The sequence below is a fragment of the Parasphingorhabdus sp. genome, assembly GCF_036964675.1.
Lineage (GTDB): Bacteria > Pseudomonadota > Alphaproteobacteria > Sphingomonadales > Sphingomonadaceae > Parasphingorhabdus.
On record NZ_JBALTF010000083.1, the window covers coordinates 7,199 to 9,397 of the forward strand.

3 protein-coding genes and 1 pseudogene are annotated in these 2,199 nt (G+C 55.9%); all 4 read right to left on the reverse strand.

Going from position 1 to position 2,199, the window contains the following annotated elements; genetic code table 11:
• Nucleotides 1–49: 49 nt before the first annotated feature.
• Nucleotides 50–319: a 30S ribosomal protein S15 gene (gene rpsO / locus V7665_RS12170; protein ID WP_323800340.1), complete on the reverse strand. Its 270-nt coding sequence runs from the start codon at nt 317–319 to the stop codon at nt 50–52.
• 23 nt (nt 320–342) lie between these two features.
• Nucleotides 343–1,344 (reverse strand): tRNA pseudouridine(55) synthase TruB, encoded by a 1,002-nt coding sequence (truB, locus tag V7665_RS12175; protein ID WP_335664803.1) that lies wholly within the window; start codon nt 1,342–1,344, stop codon nt 343–345.
• Nucleotides 1,332–1,874 (reverse strand): GNAT family N-acetyltransferase, encoded by a 543-nt coding sequence (locus tag V7665_RS12180; RefSeq protein ID WP_335664804.1) that lies wholly within the window; start codon nt 1,872–1,874, stop codon nt 1,332–1,334. The genes truB and V7665_RS12180 overlap by 13 nt, the downstream gene beginning before the upstream one ends.
• Before the next feature lie 155 nt (nt 1,875–2,029).
• Nucleotides 2,030–2,199 (reverse strand): annotated as a pseudogene (locus V7665_RS12185) (thymidine kinase); the annotation flags it as partial.

The window sequence follows — 2,199 nt, forward strand, 5'->3', positions numbered from 1 at the left end:
AACGGTCATAAGAAAACGGCCCCCACTCGGGAGGCCGCGTTCAAAATTCCTACTTACGCAGACCAAGGTCCTTGATCAGCTTGGCGTAACGCTCGACATCTTTCTTGCGAAGATAGTCCAGCAGGCTGCGCCGTTTGTTGACCATCATCAGCAATCCGCGACGCGAGTGATTGTCCTTGTGATGGCCTTTGAAATGCTCGGTCAGGTTCACGATGCGCTCGGTGAGCACGGCAACCTGAACTTCCGGGGAACCGGTATCGTCCTTTGTCTGGCCGAATTTCTTGATCAGTTCCTGTTTTTTTTCTGCGGTAATCGTCATATAATTTTTCCTTCGAACATCATTCACATATTGAACCCGCGCACCACCTTGACGGTGCCATCAACAAGCTCGGCCAGCGCAACCGGAGAACCATGGTTCTCTGTCGCCAGAAAAAGCCCGTTGAGTGCGGGGTTCCCGATCATTTCCTGTTCGTCCAGCGTCATGCCTTGCCGAAGCAGTTTTGCCTGATCAGGAGTGAGGTCAAAAGCCGGGATGTCGTCCAGCCCTGCCTCAAGCGGCAAAAGATAGTCTGTAATGTCCGCGCCCTTACCAATTTCGTTGAGTTTGTCCAGCGAAATCGCCTGTTTCAGGGTGAAGGGACCGGCTTTGGTCCTCCTTAACATGGTGACGTGACCGACCGTGTTCAAGGCACGGGCAATGTCGCGGGCGAGCGAGCGGATGTAGGTGCCCTTGGAGACCTTGGCGATGAGGGTGATGCCCTCAAGCGCTTCGTCATCCTGAACTTGTTTCAGGACCTCGGGAGATCCTGAAACAAGTTCAGGATGACGACTGGAGGTATCAGGATGACGAATGGATAGACTGTATATCGTCACCCCGCGCAGCTTCATCTCCACCGCAACCCCTGCTCTAGCCAGATCATAGGCCCGCTTGCCATCAATCTTCAGCGCCGAATATTTCGGCGGTATCTGTTCAATCGGCCCGGTGAACTGCGGCAAGACGGCTTCAACCTCTGCCAAGCTCGGCCGATGATCGGACGTTTCCGTCACCGCCCCCTCGACATCCAATGTCTCGGTTTCCGCCCCGAAACCGATGGTGAATTCATAAATCTTGGAAGCATCGAGCATCCGCCCGCACAATTTCGTCGCCTCGCCGATCGCGATCGGCAAAACCCCGGTCGCCAGCGGATCCAGCGTCCCGCCATGGCCGACCTTGAGCTTGTCCTTGCCCTTGCCGAGCAAGCCCGCCTCGCGCAAATTCCTCTTCACCGCCCCGACAGCCTGGGTCGAGCCAAGTTCCAGCGGTTTGTCGAGGATGATCCAGCCGTGCGGTCTCAAAGCGTCCACTCGTCTTTCAGCAACCCAAAAACCGCTGTATCCCGGACATAGCCGGTCCAGGTAATCCGGTTCTTGCGCAGCGTACCTTCATGCTTCGCACCCAGCTTCAACACCGCCGCCATGGACCGTTTGTTGCGGGTGTCGACGCGAAATTCGATCCGGGTGAAGCCGCAAGCAAAAGCATGGTCGATCATCAGCTTTTTCATGATGCCATTGAAGCCGCTTCCGCGCACCGATGGCGCGATATAGGTTCCGCCGATTTCCGTCACTTTGGCGATTGCATCGGGATCTATATAGCTGCTCATGCCGACCAGCCTGCCGGTATCCGTGTTGATCACGGCAAAGCGCGTCCAATTGCCGGTATTGTGGAACGCTTCCATCGCCTTGTCGAAATGTTCGTCCAGCATAGACACCGGGTAAATCTCCCAGATCTCCTGATCCTCCGTGCAGGCTGCGCGCAGTGGTTCGAGATGATGCTCGGCCAGCGGTTCGAGACGCACTGGGCCGTCTTCCAAAATTTTCGAGAGTTCCTGTGCCATCAATCTCTTTCGTCGCCCCAGCGAAGGAGTTGCAGGTTGGACATGCCCCGCATGTCCAAGGATTGTCCGGGGAACAATCCGACCTGTAGCTGGCCTAACCCAATTTGCGCATGTCACAAACTTGGTTTGGATTCCAGCCTTCGCTGGAATGACAGCTAACCATTGAACCGCTCCCGAAAATGTTTCCGGCACAGCGCCAGATAGCTTTCATTGCCGCCAATTTCCGTCTGTGCGCCGGCAGCGATGGCTTTGCCTGTTTCATCGATCCGCAAGTTCATCGTCGCCTTGCGTCCGCATTCGCAGACCGCCTTCAACTCGACCAGAC